General features: G+C 65.7%; 16 protein-coding genes and 1 riboswitch. Of the genes, 8 read left to right on the top strand and 8 right to left on the bottom strand.

From position 1 onward, the window contains the following. The first annotated feature begins 11 nt into the window (after positions 1-11). Together glyS and Q9316_RS15520 are read left to right on the top strand one after the other, a co-directional pair. The gene (gene glyS, locus Q9316_RS15525; protein WP_306032478.1) at positions 12-2,126 is read left to right on the top strand and encodes a glycine--tRNA ligase subunit beta; all 2,115 of its coding nucleotides are present in this window, start codon (positions 12-14) and stop codon (positions 2,124-2,126) included. A gap of 13 nt (positions 2,127-2,139) precedes the next feature. Further along, a complete protein-coding gene (locus tag Q9316_RS15520) occupies positions 2,140-2,634 on the top strand; it encodes a DUF523 domain-containing protein (protein ID WP_306032477.1) in 495 nt (164 codons plus the stop codon). 101 nt (positions 2,635-2,735) lie between these two features. Here Q9316_RS15520 and Q9316_RS15515 read toward each other — a convergent pair whose 3' ends face one another. The 3 genes from Q9316_RS15515 to Q9316_RS15505 all read right to left on the bottom strand — a co-directional run bounded on the left by Q9316_RS15515 (position 2,736) and on the right by Q9316_RS15505 (position 4,886). Beyond that, the gene (locus tag Q9316_RS15515) at positions 2,736-3,194 is read right to left on the bottom strand and encodes a plant virulence effector HPE1-like domain-containing protein (RefSeq protein WP_306032476.1); all 459 of its coding nucleotides are present in this window, start codon (positions 3,192-3,194) and stop codon (positions 2,736-2,738) included. A gap of 105 nt (positions 3,195-3,299) precedes the next feature. Next, entirely contained in the window at positions 3,300-4,571 is a 1,272-nt protein-coding gene (purD, locus tag Q9316_RS15510) for a phosphoribosylamine--glycine ligase (RefSeq protein ID WP_306032475.1), read from the bottom strand. A 75-nt stretch (positions 4,572-4,646) separates the two neighbouring features. Then, on the bottom strand, positions 4,647-4,886 hold the full coding sequence (locus tag Q9316_RS15505) for a hypothetical protein (protein ID WP_306032474.1): 240 nt from the start codon (positions 4,884-4,886) through the stop codon (positions 4,647-4,649). 193 nt (positions 4,887-5,079) lie between these two features. Here Q9316_RS15505 and Q9316_RS15500 point away from each other — a divergent pair, with 193 nt between their 5' ends. Continuing rightward, positions 5,080-5,865, top strand: a complete 786-nt coding sequence (locus tag Q9316_RS15500) for a MipA/OmpV family protein (RefSeq protein WP_306035327.1) — start codon at positions 5,080-5,082, stop codon at positions 5,863-5,865. A gap of 75 nt (positions 5,866-5,940) precedes the next feature. Beyond that, the gene (gene ubiA / locus Q9316_RS15495; protein ID WP_306032473.1) at positions 5,941-6,894 is read left to right on the top strand and encodes a 4-hydroxybenzoate octaprenyltransferase; all 954 of its coding nucleotides are present in this window, start codon (positions 5,941-5,943) and stop codon (positions 6,892-6,894) included. A gap of 3 nt (positions 6,895-6,897) precedes the next feature. Here the strand turns inward: ubiA and Q9316_RS15490 are convergent, their stop codons facing one another. Further along, positions 6,898-7,059 (bottom strand): hypothetical protein, encoded by a 162-nt coding sequence (locus tag Q9316_RS15490; protein WP_306032472.1) that lies wholly within the window; start codon positions 7,057-7,059, stop codon positions 6,898-6,900. Positions 7,060-7,197: 138 nt separating this feature from the next. Next, a complete protein-coding gene (locus tag Q9316_RS15485; protein WP_306032471.1) occupies positions 7,198-7,761 on the bottom strand; it encodes a DUF6101 family protein in 564 nt (187 codons plus the stop codon). Positions 7,762-8,056: 295 nt separating this feature from the next. On the opposite strand from Q9316_RS15485, the gene Q9316_RS15480 reads away from it, so the two are divergent. Then, on the top strand, positions 8,057-10,381 hold the full coding sequence (locus tag Q9316_RS15480) for a DUF1217 domain-containing protein (protein WP_306032470.1): 2,325 nt from the start codon (positions 8,057-8,059) through the stop codon (positions 10,379-10,381). Positions 10,382-10,384: 3 nt separating this feature from the next. On the opposite strand, the gene Q9316_RS15475 is transcribed toward Q9316_RS15480, so the two are convergent. Together Q9316_RS15475 and Q9316_RS15470 are read right to left on the bottom strand one after the other, a co-directional pair. Beyond that, on the bottom strand, positions 10,385-11,815 hold the full coding sequence (locus Q9316_RS15475; protein WP_306032469.1) for an FAD-binding oxidoreductase: 1,431 nt from the start codon (positions 11,813-11,815) through the stop codon (positions 10,385-10,387). Positions 11,816-11,828: 13 nt separating this feature from the next. Continuing rightward, a complete protein-coding gene (locus Q9316_RS15470) occupies positions 11,829-12,800 on the bottom strand; it encodes an L-threonylcarbamoyladenylate synthase (RefSeq protein ID WP_306032468.1) in 972 nt (323 codons plus the stop codon). Between the two features lie 152 nt (positions 12,801-12,952). On the opposite strand from Q9316_RS15470, the gene Q9316_RS15465 reads away from it, so the two are divergent. Continuing rightward, entirely contained in the window at positions 12,953-14,002 is a 1,050-nt protein-coding gene (locus Q9316_RS15465; RefSeq protein ID WP_306032467.1) for a GGDEF domain-containing protein, read from the top strand. A gap of 7 nt (positions 14,003-14,009) precedes the next feature. Here Q9316_RS15465 and Q9316_RS15460 read toward each other — a convergent pair whose 3' ends face one another. Continuing rightward, positions 14,010-14,615, bottom strand: a complete 606-nt coding sequence (locus tag Q9316_RS15460) for a DUF6656 family protein (protein WP_306032466.1) — start codon at positions 14,613-14,615, stop codon at positions 14,010-14,012. Positions 14,616-14,925: 310 nt separating this feature from the next. Further along, a riboswitch (cobalamin riboswitch) is annotated at positions 14,926-15,122 on the top strand. Positions 15,123-15,230: 108 nt separating this feature from the next. Between Q9316_RS15460 and Q9316_RS15455 the strand changes: the two genes are divergently transcribed. Continuing rightward, positions 15,231-16,475, top strand: coding sequence for an aromatic ring-hydroxylating oxygenase subunit alpha (locus tag Q9316_RS15455; protein ID WP_306032465.1), 1,245 nt, complete (start codon positions 15,231-15,233; stop codon positions 16,473-16,475). 1 nt (position 16,476) lies between these two features. Continuing rightward, a complete protein-coding gene (locus tag Q9316_RS15450; protein WP_306032464.1) occupies positions 16,477-17,574 on the top strand; it encodes a hybrid-cluster NAD(P)-dependent oxidoreductase in 1,098 nt (365 codons plus the stop codon). The last annotated feature ends 28 nt before the right edge of the window (positions 17,575-17,602 follow it).

The raw sequence follows: 17,602 nt of genomic DNA, 5'->3' as shown, positions 1-17,602 counted from the left end.
GGAAAGTTGACATGCCCGATCTTCTGCTTGAACTCCGCTCCGAGGAAATTCCCGCCCGCATGCAGCGCAAGGCGGCCGGCGACCTCAAGAAGCTCGTCACCGATGCCCTGGTTGAGGCCGGCCTCACCTATGAGGGCGCGCGCGAATACTGGACGCCGCGCCGCCTGACGCTGGACATTCGCGGCCTCAATGCCCGCTCGAGCGACGTGCGCGAGGATATCAAGGGGCCGACGACCTCGGCGCCCGAGCAGGCGATCCAGGGCTTCCTGCGCAAGGCCGGCCTGGCTTCGGTCGCCGATGCCCACGTCCACTCGGACCCGAAGAAGGGTGACTTCTACGTCGCCCATATCGTCAAGCCGGGCCGTCCCGCCGACGAGATCATCGCCGACGTCATGCCGGGCATCATCCGCAATTTCCCCTGGCCGAAGTCGATGCGCTGGGGCGCCGCCTCCGCCCGGCCCGGCGCGATGCGCTGGGTGCGCCCGCTGCAGTCCATCGTCTGCACCTTCGGCTCGGAGACGGAAGAGACCCGCGTCGTGCCCTTCGAGATCGACGGGCTGGTCGCCGGCAACGTCACCTACGGCCACCGCTTCCATGCGCCCGAGGCGATCACCGTGCGCCGCTTCGAGGATTACGTCGCCAATCTGGAAAAGGCGAAGGTCGTGCTCGATGCCGAGCGCCGCAAGCAGATCATCGCCACGGATGCCAACAACATCGCCTTCGCCAACGGCCTGGAACTGGTCGAGGACGAAGGCCTTCTCGAAGAGGTCTCGGGTCTCGTCGAATGGCCGCAGGTCCTGATGGGCACGTTCGACGAGGACTTCCTCTCGATCCCCTCGGAGATCATCCGCCTCACCATCAAGACGAACCAGAAGTGTTTCGTCACCCGCAAGCCGGGCGCTGATACGCTCTCCAACCACTTCATCCTCATCTCCAACATCGAGGCGAAGGATGGCGGCAGGGAGATCGTACACGGCAACGGCAAGGTCGTGCGTGCGCGCCTTTCGGACGCCAAGCATTTCTGGCTGCGCGATCAGGGCGACCTGCCGGACCTCGACACGCTGAAGGCCTCGGCCGAAAAGTTCGGCCTCGACCTCGCAAAGCCGCTCGACCAGCGCATGGCCAAGCTCGACGCGCTGAACGTCACCTTCCATGCCAAGCTCGGCACGCAGGGCGAGCGCGTCGCGCGCATCCGCACGCTCGCCGCCGAGCTGGCAAAGGTTACGGGCGCAGATCCCACGCTGGTCGACCGTGCCGTCGTGCTCGCGAAGGCGGACCTGCGCACGGAAGCCGTCGGCGAATTCCCGGAGCTCCAGGGCATCATGGGTCGCAAATACGCGGTTCTGCAGGGCGAGGACGCCGCCGTTTCCGAGGCCATCGAGGACCATTGGAAGCCACACGGCCCCTCCGACCGCGTGCCGGCCGACAAGGTCGGCCTCACCGTGGCGCTTGCCGACAAGCTCGACACGCTGATCGGCTTCTGGGCCATCGACGAGAAGCCGACCGGCTCGAAGGACCCCTATGCGCTGCGCCGCGCCGCCCTCGGCGTCATTCGCATGCTGCTCGAAAAGAATATCCGCCTGCCGCTTCTGTCCGTCGTGAGGGATGCGGATCTCCTCGCCTTCTTCCACGATCGCCTGAAGGTCTACCTTCGCGACATGGGCGCGCGCCACGACCTCATCGACGCCGTCCTGACGCCGGAGGCCGACGATCTCCTGATGGTCGCCCGCCGCGTCGAGGCGTTGACGGCCTTCATCACCTCCGAGGAAGGGCAGAACCTGCTCGCCGGCACCAAGCGCGCGACGCAGCTTCTCGCCGCCGAGGAGAAGAAGGGCACCGTCGTCGAAGGTGCGGTCTCGGCCGAACTCTTGAAGCTCGACGCCGAAAAGGCGCTCCACGCCGCCGTGGAAACCGCCACGAAGGACGCCGCCGCCGCGGTTGCGAAGGAAGATTTCCGCTCGGCCATGGAAGCGCTGTCCACGCTCCGCGCGCCCGTCGACCAGTTCTTCACCGACGTGCTCGTCAACGACGACGACCCCGCCATCCGCGCCAACCGCCTTGCCCTCCTGTCCGCCATCCGCTCGGCAACCGGCACGGTCGCGGACTTCTCCAAGATCACGGGGTGAGGAGTGGGCGCTGATGGCCGGCAACATCCTCATCAGCGCCTGCCTTGCCGGTCTGCCGGTCCGTTACAACGGATCGGCGAAACCCCTGCTGCATGATGCGGTCGATCGCTGGAGGGCGGAGGGGCGGTTGGTGACGCTCTGTCCGGAATTGGCCGGCGGGTTCCAGGTGCCCCGGCCGCCGGCTGAGATCGAAGGCGGGATGGGCGGCGAAGATGTGCTCGACGGGCGGGCGCGGGTGTTGGAAATTTCCGGCGGGGATGTCTCGGCCGCCTATATCGACGGCGCGCGCATCGCCCTTGCCATCGCGCGCAAAAACGGCTGCCGGCATGCGCTGCTCATCGATGGCAGCCCGTCCTGCGGGTCCGGCTTTGTCTATGACGGTACGTTTTCCGGTGCCCGGCATGCGGGCCAGGGGGTGACGGCGGCCCTTCTGCGCCGCAACGGCATCGCCGTCTATTCCGACCGCGAAGTCGACCGTCTCGTCAGCGATCTGGGGGAAGGCGGCTGATACGCGTACGCCCCTGCTTGAGGTCAGGGGCGCAAACGTCCGCTTTTGCGGATTCCTGTCAGCCTGGAGGGACTGAGAGGCAGGGCTCCTCCAATATGGGCCTAGTTGAGCCGAAGTTCAAACGTTTCCGGATCAAACTCGCGTGAGCCCGTCATCGAGGCCTCAGTCGCCTGCCGTGCGGCGCCTTCGTTGAGCGCGCTGGTCTTGGCGCTCGCATCCACCGTCAGCGTATCGCCCGGCTTGTCCGCGTCGGCAGCCTCGACGGCTTCAGCAGGTGCCTTGCTGACGAACAGCACGGGCGAGCCGCCCATCCAGGCTTCGGTGCGGAAGATCTTGCGCTCGCCGTTCTCCTCGCGAACCTCGACCTTCTGCGTGCCGGGTTCGATGGCATCGACGTGATAGGTCGCGGCCTTGAGCTTTTCCTTGAGCGTCGGGCAGTCGGTGCAGCGGATCGTCTCGATGCTGCCGGCCGAAACCGCGCCGGCGACCGGCTGGATCGAATCCGCAAAGGCGGGGGCGGCAAGCAGTATCAGGGCAAGGGTCGGCAGCAGGGTACGCATCAACGGAACTCCCTTATCGTTGAAGGGAGAATAGCGCGCGCCGGTTACGGTCCCGTCAGGGGAAATGGTAAAATTTGATCTACCGGGTGTTTTTCACCCCGACGTTCAGGCCTGTTCGCGGGCCACGGCACGCCAGCCGATGTCGCGACGGCAGAAGCCGTTCTCCCATTTTACCCGATCGAGCGCCTGATAGGCCGCGCTTTGCGCCGCCGCGACGGTCGGGGCCACGGCCGTAACATTGAGCACACGCCCGCCGGTGGCGACCAGCGAGCCGTCCTTCAGGGCTGTGCCGGCATGGAACACCTTGGTGCCGGCGTCGTCGGCCGGCAGCGAAAGGATCGGCGTGTTCTTCTCGTAGGCGCCCGGATAGCCCTTCGAGGCCATGACGACGGTGAGCGCCGGCGCGTCGCGCCATTTTGCGGAGACCGTGTCGAGCCGTCCGGTCGCCGCTGCATGGAGGATCGGCAGGAGGTCGCTTTCAAGCCGCATCATCAGCACCTGGCATTCCGGATCGCCGAAACGCACATTGTATTCTATGAGCTCGGGGCCCTTGGCGGTGATCATCAGGCCGGCGAAGAGCACGCCCTGGAAGGGATGGCCGTCTTTCGCCATGCCGCGGATCGTCGGCTCGATGATCTCCTTCATCGTGCGCTCGACCATGTCAGGCGACATCACCGGGGCCGGCGAATAGGCGCCCATGCCGCCGGTGTTCGGGCCGGTATCGCCGTCGCCGACGCGCTTGTGATCCTGCGCGGAGGCGAGCGGCAGTGCGTTGACGCCGTCGCAAAGGCAGAAGAAGCTCGCCTCCTCGCCGTCGAGGAAAGCCTCCACGACGACTTCCGCGCCGGCCGCGCCGAAAGCGCCGTCGAAGCAGTCGTCCACGGCGGCGAGCGCCTCGTCGAGCGTCATGGCGACGGTCACGCCCTTGCCGGCGGCAAGGCCGTCCGCCTTGATGACGATCGGCGCGCCCTCGGCCTCGACATAGGCGCGGGCGGCGGCGGCATCGGTGAAGCGCCGGTAGGCGCCGGTCGGGATGTCGTATTTGGCGCAGAGATCCTTGGTGAAGCCCTTGGAGCCTTCGAGCTGGGCGGCGGCGGCCGAGGGACCGAAGACGTCGATGCCGTCAGCCCGCAGCACATCGGCGAGGCCAGCGACGAGCGGCGCTTCCGGGCCGACGACGACGAAGCTCACGCCGTTCTCCTTGCAGAAGGCGCAGACCGCGGCGTGATCGTCTATGTCGAGGGAAACGAGCGTCGCGCATTCGGCGATGCCGGGATTGCCGGGCGCGGCATAGAGCGTGGTGAGGCGGGGCGATTGCGCCAGTTTCCAGGCAAGGGCGTGCTCGCGTCCGCCCGATCCGATCAACAGAACCTTCATGCCCGTGCCCTCGACCTGTCCTTCGTTGCAGGCGGGTTAAGGGGGCGGGGCTGAAAGGTCAAGGCCTGCAAGGCCTCAGAGCGTCGCGGCGCCCTTTTCCTCGACGCTGCGGCCGAGGTTTTCCAGCTCCGTGTCGATCAGGTGCACGTCCTCGTACCAGCCGTCATCCTCCACCATCGTGCTTTCGGTCGCCGCGCGCTGGAGGGCGCGGGCTTCGGTGCGCAGCTTTTCGAGCTTGGCGATCTTCTCCTTGCGGGAAAGGCCGGAATCGTCGCGAATTGCCTGGAGCTTCAGTTCCATCGTGCTGACTGTCATCGGAAAAATCCTTGTTTCATCGGCCGAAAAACGCAAACTGGACCGAATCGTTCCAGCGGCGGCATGTCGGCGATGGTTAGCAAAGCGGTAATGAAACAGGGCTAATGTTCATGCAATCAATGGTTTCGGCAGCCCGCGGCGGGTGCGCCGGCAAAGCGAGGATTGTGTTTTGAGTATCCGTGCAACGACCGCAATGACTGCGGCCGCCCTTCTTCTTGCGTCTGTTTCCGCCCTTGCCGGCGAGGGCGGTTATTTCTGGTCCGGTGACTGGTATCTGAAGGTCGGCGCTGCCGGCTTTGCCGCGCCGCGCTACGAGGGCGCCAAGAAATACCTCTTCCAGGTCACGCCGATGATCTCGCTCGGCAAGGCCGGCAGCACGGTCCGCTTCTCCTCGCGCAACGACAATCCGTCCTTCGCGCTCATCGACAGCGGCGCCTTCCGCGCCGGCGCCACCGGCAAGCTGGTCATGCCGCGCGACGAGGACGATTCCGACGATCTCAGGGGCCTGACGCCGGTGAAGTTCGGTGGCGAGCTCGGCGCCTTCGCGGAAGTCTACCCGACGGACTGGCTGCGCGTGCGCGGCGAAGTGCGCCACGGCATCCGCAGCCATCACGGCGTCGTGGCGGATGTCGCGGCCGATGCCTTCGTCGATGTGCGGCCGGATGTGCGCATCTCCGCCGGCCCGCGCCTGACGCTCGCCTCGAAGGACTATATGGACGCCTATTACGGCGTGAAGCCGAGCCAGACCGCGGCCTCGGGCCTTGCCGCCTACGATCCGGACGGCGGCATTCATTCGGTCGGTGCCGGCGCGGCGATCACCTGGCAGGTCAACGAGAAGATCGAGACCAGCGCCTTTGCCGAATACAAGCGCCTCGTCGGCTCGGCGGCTGATTCTAGCCTCGTCCAGGCGCGTGGCGACCGCGATCAGTTCCTGGTCGGTGTTTCGGCGACCTACCGCTTCGATTTCACGCTTCCCTGAGCATTTGTGTCGGGCACGAGCGGGCGCGACGTCGTGCCGGCTTGACCGGCGGCGGGCGGCTTGCGATTGAGATGCATGATCAGCTCTCCGTCCGATTCCGGCCGCGTCGCCGATGCGCCCTCCGACAACTGGGTCTACCGCGCCCTGCCGCGCGGTCTCTGGCCCTATGCGCAGCTTGCCCGCTGGGACCGGCCAATCGGCTGGCAGCTCCTGTTATGGCCCTGCCTCTGGTCGGCGGCGCTCGCGGCGAATGTGGCGGCGGCAGCCGGCACGTTCGACTGGCTGCGTTTCCTCGTGCACCTTTTCCTATTCTTCATCGGCGCCGTCGCCATGCGCGGCGCCGGCTGCACCTATAACGATCTCGTCGATCACGAGATCGACCAGGCGGTGGCGCGCACCCGCTCGCGCCCGCTGCCGTCCGGCCGCGTCACGCGCCGGCAGGCGAAGATCTTCATCCTGCTGCAGGCGCTGGTCGGTCTTGTCGTCCTCCTGCAATTCAATCTCTTCACCATCGGGCTCGGCATCGCCTCGCTGCTGATCGTCGCGATCTATCCCTTCGCCAAGCGCTTCACCGACTGGCCGCAATTCTTCCTCGGCATGGCCTTTTCCTGGGGCGCGCTGATGGGCTGGGCGGCGGCGTTCGGCACGCTTTCGGTCGCGCCCGTCGCGCTTTACATCGCCGCCATCGCCTGGACGATCGGCTACGACACGATCTACGCCCACCAGGACAAGGAAGACGACGCGCTGATCGGCGTGCGTTCCACCGCGCGCCTGTTCGGCGAGAAGACGCGGCAATGGCTCGTCGGCCTCTACGGGCTGACGGTCGTGCTGATGGCGCTTTCCTTCTTCCTGGCTGATGTCGGCATCGTCGCCTGGCTCGGCCTCGCAGTGGCGGCGGCGATGCTCGCCTGGCAGATCAGGACGCTCGACATAGACGATCCCGTGCAGTGCCTGGCGCTGTTCAAGTTCAACCACTTCGTCGGCTTTGCCATCTTCCTCGCGCTGGCCGTCGCCATTCCCTTCGCCTGACCCCTAGCGGGAGCGCACCGCCAGCTGCGGGCGCTCGCCGGTCCTTCTGAGCGTTGCCGGATGCAGGGCAAGCTCGAAGCCGCGCCGCGGCGGGCGTCCGCGCGCGACGATCGCGGCATCGGCCTTGCGGATATGGATGAGGAGGGTGGTGAAGAGCTTTGCCATGACGTGCGTGTCCCTGCGTTCGTTTGTCGGACGCTCTTTCCCACGCCGCAGGCAATGGCGATGTTCCGGAGGGAACAGGGAACATGAAAAAGCCGGCCGCAGGGAACGGCCGGCTTTCCGGAGGTCAGTCGTATCGCTTCAACGCCGGGCGATGATCTCCCGGCCGTCGATCTTCATCTGGACGCCGAGCTTGCCGGTCGTGCGGCGCACGAGGAAGCGGGGGCGGCGGTCGGCGAAATAGGAATGGCGGCGGCGCGGTTTGGCGGGGCTGCTGCCGGGCGTCAGGTGATCGTCGAGCGGGCGGGCGACGCCGTCGGCTTCCACCATCAGCATGGGGATGCGGTAGGCGTCCGCCCAGCTGCGCCAGTCGGCGGCGATGTCGCACAGGTCGTGTGCCACCAGCAGCGGGATGCAGAGGTCCGGATCGTCGTGGTGCAGTTCCAGCGTCACGGTGACGTCGCCATTGCCATGGTCGATGGCGCGGGCGGCGACGCCCTTGAAGGCGCGGGCCGGCAGGGCGATGGACAGCGGCAGGCCGCTCGATGGCAGAACTTTGCGCAGGACCGCGCCGCGCTCGTCGAGGGTGATGGTGGCGTTGGTTCCTTCCGTCCGCAGCTCGAACGTCACCTGCTGCGGGAAGCGCTTGGGATCGAGCCGGAGCGTGGTGCCGGCCCAGGCCGGCTTGGAAACGGTGTTCAGCATGTCTTTCGCCCTTGTTTTCCTTGAGAGCCGGTGTCCGGTCTTCTCATCGGGACTTTTCGTCCTCTGAGGGGGAGAATAGGCGCGCCCCCTTCCATGCCGCTTAAAAATTGCGGTTAAGAAAACTTTGCAGTTCCTGATGGTTAGCAAAACCGAACGGGCTAGGGTTTAGGAGACGTGAACGCCGCCAGCCGCATTTGAACCGCCTTCCCGACAGGCCGGGACAAGCCTCGCGCGCGACAATGCCGACGATCGGCGTGTCGATGACCGGCCGATGACTGGAAGGAACGGTTTTCCGATGCTGTCGACCTATACGAGCTACAACCTCATCGCGAAGGATATGTTGAAGTCGCTGAACCGCACGGCCAGCGAGACGACCAATGCGCGCGAGGCGGCCTATTACAAGGAGACCATCGGCAAGGTGACGTCGGTCGACGAGTTCCTCGACGACTACCGGCTCTATTCCTATGCCATGAAAGCCTACGGCATCGAGGAGATGACCTATGCCAAGGCTTTTATGCGCAAGGTGCTGGAAAGCGACCTCACCGACGCAAACAGTTTCGCGAACAAGCTGACGGACGAGCGCTATCGCGGTTTTGCCAGCGCCTTCAGCTTCGCCTCCTCGACGGCCGTGGCGCAGACCGAGGCGCAGCTCGACGAGGTCATCGGCCTCTATTCCGCAACTGCCGCCAATGCCGGCGCCGCGATCAAGGAAGAGACGCGCTACTACAATATAGCCATCGACACGGTGACGAGCGTCGACCAGCTCATCAACAACGATCGCCTGCGCAGCTACATGTTCACGGCCTTCGGCATCGACCCCAACACCTATTCGCGCCAGACGATCCGCGGCGTGCTGACGAGCGACCTCGACAATCCCGCGAGCTATTTCAACACGGAACTCGCCCCGCTGGCGACGGCCGCCGCGGCGGCCATCGAGGCGGCGAGCGAGGAACTGGCGGGCCTGCCGTCCAACAGCGCCAATGCGGCCCGCATCCAGCAGCTCCAGGCGGAAATCGTGCAGCAGCAGGCCGTCATCGCCAATGTGGAGAAGTACCAGACGCTGGCCTCGGCATATAACTTCCATACCGACGGCGCGGCCGTCGCCGGCACCGCGCAGAATGCCGGGCAGAAGGCCAGCACGACCGATCTCTACACGCTCTCCAATCCGCGCGTGACGTCGGCGGCGGCATTGCTCAACAAGGAGTATTTCGAGAGCGGGATCGGCGACATCGCCACGGCGGACGACCTCGTCAACGACCCGCGCATGCTGAACTATATCAAGGTGGCCTTCGACCTCAACAAGGCGTCCGTCGTCAGTTCGACGATCGCCAATATCCTGACGAGCGATGCCGACCCTGATAATCCCGACAGCTACATCAACCTGTTCGGGGGACAGGACAAGGAGAAGTACATCGCCCTGCGGGCCGCCTTCAACTTCGAGGAGGACGGAACGCTCGCGGCCGGCACAAAGGCACAGACGGCGGCGCAGACCGCCACGGCGACCAACGGCTACATGGTCCACTACAACGACAAGGACGACGAGGCCGACGAACGTGCCGTCAAGCGCTTCAAGGCGCAGATCGGCGCGGTGAACACCGTGCAGGAATTCGTGGGCGAGGCGACGGTCTACGACTTCGCGTTGAAGGCCTTCGGCCTAGATCCGGCCAAGGTCTCGACGCTGACCATCAAGAACGTGCTGAAGAGCGACCTGAACGATCCCAGGAGCTATGTGTACCAGTTGAAGGACGAGCGGTTCGTCGAGCTGGCCAAGGCGTTCAATTTCGGTTCGGACGGCAACATCACCGCGCCGAAGCTGGCACAGGCCGAATCCGAAATCCTCGTGATGTCGCGCGCCTATGTGTCGGAGAAATCCCGTTTCGGAACGGAAGACGACAAGAAGAAGGCGGAAGAGGAGGCGAAGTATTACTCCGCCCAGATGCAGAAGGTGGACTCCGTCAAGGAATTTTTGGCGGACGAGCGCCTGGTGGCCTTCGTCCTTGAAGCGAACGGCATCGATCCGGAAGGCGTCGATGCGGCCTTCATGGAGAAGATCTTCACCTCCGACCTCGACGACCCCAAGAGTTTTGCGAACCAGCAGCAGGACCGCGCCTATCGGGCGATCGTCGCCTCCTTCAACTTCAATGCGCAAGGTCAGGTCGAACGGTCCGACGACGCGCAGATCCAGTCGCGCCGCGGCATCTACGAGACGATCGACGGCCATGTCCGCCAGATGCTGGAGGAGGAAGCCGGCAACGAGAATGCCGGCGTGCGCCTCGCCCTCTATTTCGAGCGCAAGGCGGGGGCGATCGCCAGTCCCTACGACATCCTGGCCGACGACGCGCTCTTCGAGGTCTTCAAGGTGCTCTATCAGTTGCCCGACGAGATCGGTAGCGCCGATATCGACGCGCAGGCCACCATGATCGAGCGCTATCTCGAGCTGAAGGACCTGCAGGATCCGGAAAAGGTCGCCAAGATGATCGTCAAGTTCTCGGTCCTCTACGATCTCGACAACCAGACCACGACCGACCCCGCCCTTTCGGTGCTGAGCGGCTCGGGCTCGGCCGGCATCAGCGCCGATATCATGATGTCGCTGGCGCAGCTTCGCACCGGCGGAAGCTGACGGTCAGACGCTGATCACCTTGCCGGGATTCATGATGCCGGCGGGATCGAACGAGCGTTTCACCCGGACCATCAGGTCCATCTCGATCGGTTCGCGCACGCTGGCGAGCTCGTCGCGCTTGAGCTGGCCGATGCCGTGCTCGGCGGAAATCGAGCCGTGGTATTTCAGCACGATGCCGTGCACGAGATGATTGATCTCCCGCCACCGGTCGAGGAAGGCCTGCTTGTCCGCGCCGACCGGCTGCGAAATGTTGTAATGGATATTGCCGTCGCCCATATGGCCGAAGGAGCAGATGCGGGCGCCGGGCATCGCCGCCATCACCGCCGCGTCCGCCTCCGCCATGAAAGCCGGAATGGCCGAGACCGGCACGGACACGTCGTGCTTGATCGAGCCGCCCTCCGGCTTCTGTGCCGGGGACATGCTCTCGCGCATGTGCCAGAGCGCCTTGCGCTGGGCGTCGCTGGCCGCGACCACCGCGTTTTCCACCAGTCCCGCCTCGATGCCCTCGGCCAGCAGCGCCTCCATCATGCGCGCCGCCGTGTCGGCGGCATCCGAGGTCGAGATGTCGATCAGGACGTACCAGTCGTGCCGGCTGGCGAGCGGATCGCGCACGCCGGGAATGTGCCGCGTGGTGAAGTCGACGCCGAGGCGCGGCATCAGTTCGAAGCCGGTGAGCGCGGTGCCGCACCGGCTGGAGGCGCGCTCGAAGAGGGCGAGCGCATCCTCTACGGAGTTGAGCCCGGCAAAGGCGACCTCGTGGCCGAGCGGCCGCGGAAAGAGCTTCAGCACCGCCCCGGTGATGACGCCGAGCGTGCCTTCGGCGCCGATGAAGAGGTCGCGCAGGTCGTAGCCGGTATTGTCCTTCTTGAGGCGGCGAAGGCCGTTCCAGATTTCTCCGGTCGGCAGCACGACTTCAAGGCCGAGGCAGAGCTGGCGCATGTTGCCATAGGCGAGCACGGCGGTGCCGCCGGCATTGGTGGAAAGGTTGCCGCCGATCTGGCAGGAGCCTTCCGAGCCGAGCGATAGCGGAAAAAGCCGGCCGACCTTTTCGGCTGCCGCCTGGATGTCCGCCAGCACGCAGCCGCCGTCCGCCACGATCACGTTGCCGACCGGATCGACATCGCGGATGCGGTTGAGGCGCGAGAGCGAGAGCACCACGTCCGCCGCCCCCTCGCGCGGCACGCTGCCGCCGACATGGCCGGTATTGCCGCCCTGCGGCACGATGGCCGTGCGGGTCTCGGTGGCGAGCGCCAGGATATCAGACACTTCCTTCACCGAGCCCGGCCGCAGCACCAGCGGTGCGGTGCCGTGGTAGAGGCCGCGGCTTTCGACGAGATAGGGCGCGATATCCTTCTCGACGGTGAGGGCATGAGCGGGGCCGGTGATCGCGGCGAAGCGGGCGATGAGGTCGGAGGAAAGCGTTGCCTGGACCATGTCGTCTTCCTCACTAGCCGCGCGGCGCGGCGGCGCGTTGCAGGCGGTCGTTGATCGCCTCGCCGAGGCCGCTCGCGGGGATCGGCGAGAAGGCGATGGCGCGTGCGCCCGCCGCATCCGCCTGCTTCATGTAGCCGAAGAGGTTGGCGGCGGCTTCGGCGAGGTCGCCGGCCGGGCTGAGGTCGAGCACGAGCGCGGCCTGCGCCTCGCCGGGAAGCGCCTTGCCGCCGAAGCGGATCAGCACCTCGCCGGGCCGCACGTCGCGGGCGTCGAGGCGCACCGGCGCGTCGGGCGCATAGTGCGAGGCGAGCATGCCCGGCGCCTCGATGCTCGCACCGGCCTCCTTGCGCAGGACGGGGCGGCCGGTGACCCGCTCGACATCCGCCGCGTCGAGCCCGCCGGGCCTGAGCAGCCGGATCGTCTCGCCCTCGACCTTGAGGATGGTGGATTCGAGCCCCACGACCGCAGGGCCGCCGTCGAGCACCAGTTCCAGCTTGCCGCCGAAATCGTCTGCCACATGGCGCGCGCTGGTCGGGCTGATGCGGCCGGACGTGTTGGCACTCGGGGCGGCGAGCGGCCGGCCGAAGGCGGCGATCAGGCGGCCGGCAATGCCGGTCGGCACGCGGATGCCGACGGTGTCGAGGCCCGCGCGCGCCAGAGGATGGATGGCGCTGTCCGGGCGGATCGGCACCACCAGCGTCAGCGGGCCGGGCCAGAAGGCCTCGGCGATCCTGCGCGACAGGGGATCGAACACCGCGTGGCGCTCCGCCATGGCAAGGTCGGCCATGTGGCAGATCAGCGGGTTGAAGCGCGGCCGGCCCTTCATTTCATAGATGCGGGTGATCGCCAGCGGATTGGTGGCGTCGGCGGCAAGGCCGTAGACGGTTTCGGTGGGAATGGCGACCGGCACGCCGCGGCCGAGGGTCTTCGCGGCCCGCGCCAGCGCCGCCTCCGCATCCATGCGCGTATCAACGATCTCAGCCATGCCGTCCTTCCGTCTTTCCGGCTTCCATACAGGGCTTTGCCGGCAAATGCCAAGGGCCGCCCGCTTGCCTAAAATTCGAGCGACCGGATTAGACCCACCGAAAGAGCGGCCTGCTAGGAGAGGTTGAACATCCCGCACACAGGTCTCCATTGATGGCGCACAAGAAATCCTCGACGACCGACATCGCCCTGCGGATCGCGACGGCGATGAAGCAGATGGGCATCGACGGCCTGCCGCGCAACTACGAACTGGTCTACGAGGCCTATGCCGGCGGCAATCCGGAGCTGGTGCGCGACTTCATCGCGCTCGGCAAGTACAAGACGCAGGCCGCCCTCGACGAGCTTGGCCGCAAGTACCTGCCGCACCAGCACGAGGCGAGCGTGCTGCAGCGCTCGGCGGGCGCGATCAGCAGCGAGATGAGCAATTTCATGGACCTGCTCAGCCAGGAGCGCTCCTCGCTCAACGATTACGGCCGCCTGATCGGCGAGGCCTCGCAGGTCATCCGCGAGGCCGGCGGCGCGCTCGGCAGCTCGCTCGAAGCCCTGCAGCGGGCGACGGAACTGCGCGTCAGCCACACGGCGGAAATGGCGGAAAAGGTTGCCGCGCAATCGGCCGCGATGGAGGGCATCCAGAAGGAGATGGCGGAATTCGAGGCGACGAAATTCATCGATCCGCCGACGAAGCTCGGCAACCGTCGCGCCTTCAACAAGGCGCTCGCCCGCGTCTACGCCAATCCGGACCTGCCGATGCTGTGCGGCGTGGCCGTCGCCGAGATCGATGCCGAGCGCCGTTTTTCGCCCGGGCAGATCGAGGCGCTGTCCGACCACCTCGTGAGCTTCTACGGCGGCCTCATCCGCCAGGCCTTTCCGGCAAGCGACCTTGCCGTCCGCTTCGATGGCCTGCGCTTCGGCTTCCTCTTCCACACATCGGACGAGAGCGAGGTGACGCGGCTGATCGATCTCCTGCGCGCCGCCTTCCAGACGATGGCGCTGCGCGATCCGCGCACCGGCCGCAATCTCGGCCACCTGACGCTTTCGGCCGGGGTCTGCATGTCGGATCGCGCCGACAGCGCGCTCGACCTTGCCTCGGCCTGCGAGCGCGCGCTTGCCGAAGCCAGGGCAGGGGGAGGAGACGGGGTGGTCGTCTACGGCCGCGGCGACGAGGTGCCGGCGGGCAAGGAATGGATGCTCTACCGGGCCTGACCGGCGGTCACAGCGCGCGGATGATCTTGCGCAGCGCCTCGTTGCGGGCGCCGAGCATCAGCACGTTCTTCATGGCGAGCTTCGGATCGTCGGTGCGGAAGATGACGCCGTTGCCGCGCACCTTGCGGTCGATCTTGAGGCGGCCTTCCTCCTCCGTCGGCGCGATGGCGACGGCGAAATACATGCGCCCGGGCTTCTTGGAAATGCCGGCGAAGAACTGCTCGTCGTCGCCGATCTCGGCGAGGAAATTGGCCATGTAGAAGGCCCATTGCACGTTCTCGAATTCCGCGAAGCGGGATTTGGCCACCGTGATGTGGCAATAGCCGAGATGCGGCGTTTCGGCCAGCGTGCGGTGGAAGATCAGCTTCGGGAACTGGATGGACTGGTGGAAGCCGTTGATGCGGTCATGGGTGACGCTGCCGGCCCGTTCCAGCTTGCGGCCGGTGCGCTCGGCAACCTCCTGGTGGCTGAGATAGCGCTTCTCCGTCGGGCTCCAGCCGAAACTGCGGTCGATGCGGCCGGTGCGCAGGAATTCGGTGTGCACGGCGGCTTTCGGCGGGTTCGCGCGCTTGAAGGCGACGGCATCGTAATATCGGAATTTCGTCTGCTGCACGCCCCGTACTCCATGCTCGCGCCCGGCCCCGCGTCCGGATTGCCGGAAAGTTTATGGAAACGTCGTTAAGCATTCCTTTCCGCCTGCGTCCCCATTCCTGCGGGTCAGGCTTTGTGGTCGCAATATGACAACAGTCGTCCCGTCGAATACATCATGCCGAAGGCGTGGGCGGTCTGCCGAAAAAGAATGCATATCGCCTTGATATGTAAGAAAAGTACAGATGCAAGGTGTTGCTCTTCTGTCGTATTTGACTGTCGTCAAATCATGACGGCGTGTCGCTTTTCGACATGCTGTCGGAGAAGTCTTGCGCTTAGATAAGGACACTCAAGGTGCCGCTCTCGAAAGAGGGCGGAGAATTGGGAAGCCGGTTGAAATCCGGCGCTGCCCCCGCAACGGTGTTGGAGAAGACGCGGCAAAAGCCACTGGACCCAAGGGTCTGGGAAGGCGCTGCGATGGTCCGAAGGGACGCTCCTCAGCCCGGAAACCAGCCTGGAGTATCGATCGTGACTGGCTGCGGCGGGCGGCCGGGAAGCGTGCAACCGGTGCGCCTGCCGCCCGAATGCCGTCTCCTTCCGTGCGCTTCATCCGCAATCTGGATATTTCGAGGACACCGGCATGGACATCAGAAGCGACGTGCTCCGCAAGCTCAAGAACCGGCGCGACGGCTACAGCCTCGAGCAGGCCTTCTACATCGACCCCGATCACTACAAGCTCGACCTGGAGACGATCTGGTATCGCGACTGGCTGTTCATCGGCCATGATTGCGAAATCCCGAAAGCCGGCAACTATTTCACCGTGCAGGTCGGCGACTATCCGGTCGTCATCACCCGCGACCGCTCGGGCATGGTGCGCGCGCTGCACAATTCCTGCCGCCACCGCGGCTCGCGCGTCTGCACCCAGCACAAGGGCTCGTCCGCCAAGCTCGTCTGTCCCTACCACCAGTGGACCTACGAACTCGACGGCTCGCTGCTCTTCGCCCGCCACATGGCGGAGGATTTCGACAGGACGCAGCACAGCCTGAAGCAGATCAACTGCCAGACCGTCGGCGGCTACATCTTCATCTGCCTTGCTGACGAGGCGCCGGATTTTGCGCCCTTCCGCGCCCTGGTCGAGCCCTATCTCGCCCGCCACCGCCTCGGCGAAACCAAGGTCGCCTTCGAAAGCACGATCATCGAGAAGGGCAACTGGAAGCTCGTCTGGGAGAACAACCGCGAGTGCTACCACTGCGCCGCCAACCATCCGGAACTCTGCCGCACCTATCCGGAAGCGCCGAGCGCGACCGGCGTGCAGGGCGCCAAGGATGATCCCGTCATCGCCGAGCATTGGGCGCGTTGCGAGGCCCAGGGCTTGCCGAGCGAATTCAGGATCTCGCCGACCGGCCAGTTCCGCGCCGCGCGCATGCCGCTCATCCAGGATGCCGAGAGCTACACCATGTCCGGCGCGCGCGCCGTCCAGCGACCACTCTCCAACGACGTGCTGGAGAGCCATATCGGCACGCTGCTGCTCTTCCATTATCCGTCGACGTGGAACCACGTTCTCGCCGACCACGCCATCACCTTCCGCGTGCTGCCGCTCGGCCCTGAACTGACGCAGGTCACCACCAAATGGCTGGTCAGCAAGGATGCGGTGGAAGGCGTCGATTACCGTCTCGACGAGCTCACCCATGTCTGGACCGAGACCAACGACCAGGATCGCCGGATCGTCGAGGAAAACGCCTTCGGCATCCGCTCGCCCGCCTACCAGCCAGGCCCCTATTCGCCGGAGGACGAGGGCGGCGTCATGCAGTTCGTCGAATGGTACTGCAACTTCATGATCGAGCGGCTCGACGGCGCCAAGAAGCCGCTTTCGCGGGTGGCATGAGATGACCGCCGCCAGCCACTTCCGTCACTTCGATGGACTCCAGCCATGGAACGATCGCCAGCACTTGCTGGAATGCACCGCCGTGACGGTGGAGACGGCCGACGTGATGACCTTCACCTTCCGCTCGGATCGCGACAACTGGTTCCGGTACCTGCCGGGCCAGTTCGTCACGCTGGAGCTGCCGGTGTCGGAAGACGAGCCGGTCATGCGCACCTACACGCTCTCCTCGACGCCCTCGCGTCCCTTCTCCGTCGCCGTCACGGTGAAGGCGCAGAAGAGTTCGATCGGCACGCGCTGGATGTTCGACAACCTGCGTCCCGGCATGAAGCTGAAGGCGTTCGGGCCGCTCGGCGACTTCTCCTTCGTGCGCTATCCGGCGGAAAAGTACCTCTTCATCTCGGCCGGCTCTGGTATCACGCCGATGATGTCGATGACGCGCTGGATGTCGGACTGCGCGCCGCAGTCGGACGTCGCCTTCGTCTCTTGCGCCCGCAAGCCGGAAGACCTCCTGTTCAAGGCGGAGCTCGAATGTCTCGCCGCGCAGATGCCGAACCTCGCGCTCGGCTTCGTCGTCGAGAGCCACAATCCGCGCGACGGCTGGCATGGCTTGCGCGGGCGGATCGATGCGGCCCGCCTCTCGCTGCTCGCCCCCGATTTCCGTGAGCGCACCGTCTTCTGCTGCGGCCCGGAGCCCTTCATGCGCGGCGTGCGCGACATGCTGAAGGTCTGCGGCTTCAACATGGACCGCTATCATGAGGAAAGCTTCCAGCCGGCCAACGCCCCGGCGCCGGAAGAAATCGCCGTTCGCGCCGGCCCGGGCGAGCCGGATGCCGGGGCCGTCTCCACCGTCACCTTCACCATGGCCGGCAAGGACGCCAAGTGCCCGCCCGGCCAGACGATCCTGCAGACGGCACGCGCCGCCGGCGTGCGCATCGGCGCGGCCTGCGAGGGCGGCCTTTGCGGCACCTGCCGGGTGATGAAGGTCTCGGGAGAGGTCGAGATGCGGCACAATGGCGGCATTCTCGATGACGAGATCGAGGAGGGTTATATCCTCGCCTGCTGCTCGCGGCCGATCGGCGACGTGTCGATCGAGGCGTAAGTCCCCCTCTGCCTGCCGGCATCTCCCC

The organism is Shinella zoogloeoides (assembly GCF_030733845.1).
Taxonomy (GTDB): domain Bacteria; phylum Pseudomonadota; class Alphaproteobacteria; order Rhizobiales; family Rhizobiaceae; genus Shinella; species Shinella zoogloeoides_C.
Note: the sequence above shows the minus strand (reverse complement) of the source record. Positions and strands in the feature narration are given on the sequence as shown.